The organism is Stenotrophomonas sp. P5_B8, assembly GCF_054049855.1.
This window is the reverse complement of sequence record NZ_JBFULO010000504.1, coordinates 1-2,467: the sequence shown is the minus strand read 5'-3', so window position 1 is coordinate 2,467 and position 2,467 is coordinate 1. Positions and strand designations below refer to the sequence as shown.

The following is a 2,467-nucleotide window of genomic DNA, read 5'->3' as shown; positions in this document are numbered from 1 at the left end:
GCCCTTCCGAAGGCCAACCCACCTCCGCCACCGCGACGCTGCGTACCCGGCATGGAACAGTCCCCACCACACTCCCCCACAACCACCATGTTCCACACCAACCCCACCACGCCAACCCCCACCCCACAAACGCCCCACACGCCCGCACCGTCCCCCTTCAACACCCCACCCATCGCACAAACCCAGCCAAAACCCCGCGTGGAACCACGCCCCCACACCCCCAACCTGTCCCCCCACTGTCCCAAAGACAGCCCCATCCCCCTCCATACGCACCCGTAGCGAAGTAAGCAAACCCCTTGGTGCGCTACACTTTGCGGCTAGAAATCTAAAACAGTCGCGCGCGTGCGTGCGGTCATGGGAGCGCAAATGAACTGGTTGAACGAGGTGCTGAACAACGACCCGAATCCTGTGGAAACCCAGGAATGGATCGAGTCGCTGAAGGCCGTAATTGATGTCGAGGGCCCTGAGCGCGCGCATCAACTGTTGGAAGGCATGGTGGAGCTGACCCGTCGTTCGGGCGCGTACCTGCCGTTCTCTCCCACCACCGAGTACGTGAACACCATCGCGCCGACCCTGGAGGCCAAGAGCCCGGGCAACGCCGAACTGGAATGGCGCATTCGTTCCATCATCCGCTGGAACGCGATGGCCACCGTCGTGCGCGCCAACCGCAAGCCCGGCGACCTGGGCGGCCACATCGCCTCCTTCGCCTCCGGCGCCACGCTGTATGACGTGGGCTTCAACCACTTCTGGCGCGCCCCCAGCGACAACCATCCCGGCGACCTGCTCTTCATCCAGGGCCACAGCGCCCCGGGCATCTATGCGCGCTCCTTCTTGGAAGGCCGCATCGACGAGCAGCAGCTGGACAAGTTCCGCATGGAAGTCGACGGTGGCGGCCTGTCCAGCTACCCGCACCCGTGGCTGATGCCCGATTACTGGCAGACCCCCACCGTGTCCATGGGCCTGGGCCCGCTCGCCGCCATCTACCAGGCGCAGTTCCTGCGTTACCTGGAAAACCGTGGCCTGATCGAAAAGTCCGACCGCAAGGTGTGGTGCTTCATCGGCGACGGCGAGAGCGACGAGCCGGAAACCCTCGGCGCCATCGCCCTGGCCGGCCGTGAAGGACTGGACAACCTGATCTTCGTGGTCAACTGCAACCTGCAGCGCCTCGATGGCCCGGTGCGCGGCAACGGCAAGATCATCCAGGAACTGGAAGGCGTGTTCCGTGGCGGCGGCTGGAATGTCATCAAGCTGCTGTGGGGCGGTTACTGGGATGCCCTGCTGGCCAAGGACACCAACGGCGTCCTGCGCAAGCTGATGATGGAAACCGTCGACGGCGAGTACCAGAACTGCAAGGCCTTCGGCGGCGCGTACACGCGCGAGCATTTCTTCGGCAAGTACCCGGAAACCGCAGCCATGGTCGCCGGCCTGTCCGACGACGACATCTGGCGCCTCAACCGTGGTGGCCACGACCCGCACAAGGTGTATGCCGCCTACCACGAAGCCGTGAACACCAAGGGCATGCCCACTGTGATCCTGGCCAAGACGGTCAAGGGCTACGGCATGGGCAGCGCGGGCGAAGCACTGAACCCGACCCACCAGACCAAGAAGCTGGACGACGACGCCGTCCGCCACTTCCGCGACCGCTTCAACATCCCGGTGACCGACGCCCAGCTGGCCGACGGCCAGGTGCCGTTCTACCACCCGGGCCCGGATTCGCCGGAAGTGAAGTACCTGCAGGAACGCCGCGCCGCCCTGGGTGGTTACCTGCCGCAGCGCCGTCGCAAGGCCACCAAGAGCTTCAACGCACCCAAGCTGGAAAGCTACGAGCGCCTGCTCAAGAGCAGCGGCGAGCGCAGCTACTCCACCACCATGGCCTTCGTGCAGAGCCTCAACATCACCCTGCGCGACAAGGAACTGGGCCCGCACATCGTGCCGATCGTGGCCGACGAAGCCCGTACCTTCGGCATGGAAGGCCTGTTCCGCCAGATCGGCATCTACGCGCCCTTCGGCCAGAAGTACAAGCCGGTCGACGCCGACCAGCTCATGTTCTACCGCGAAGACCAGAGCGGCCAGGTGCTGCAGCAGGGCATCAGCGAGCCGGGCGCCATCGCCTCGTGGATGGCCGCCGGTACCAGCTACTCGGTCAGCAACGTGCCGATGCTGCCGTTCTACATCTACTACTCCATGTTCGGCTTCCAGCGCGTGGGCGATATCGCCTGGCAGGCAGCGGACATGCGTACCCGTGGCTTCCTGCTCGGCGGCACCGCCGGCCGCACCACGCTGAACGGTGAAGGCCTGCAGCACGAAGATGGCCACAGCCACCTGGCCGCCGGTGGCATTCCCAACGTGCGTAGCTATGACCCCACCTTCGGCTTCGAAGTGACGGTCATCCTGCAGCACGGCACCAAGGCCATGATGGAAGATCAGATTGATGAGTACTACTACATATTGATGAGTACTACTACAT

The 2,467-nt window shown here is 64.2% G+C and carries 1 protein-coding gene; it reads left to right on the top strand.

Features of this window, described 5'->3' with window-relative positions; translation table 11 throughout:
- Nucleotides 1-366: 366 nt before the first annotated feature.
- On the top strand, nt 367-2,467 hold a 2,101-nt coding region (aceE, locus tag ACXJKH_RS18640; protein ID WP_457321591.1), incomplete at its 3' end, for a pyruvate dehydrogenase (acetyl-transferring), homodimeric type.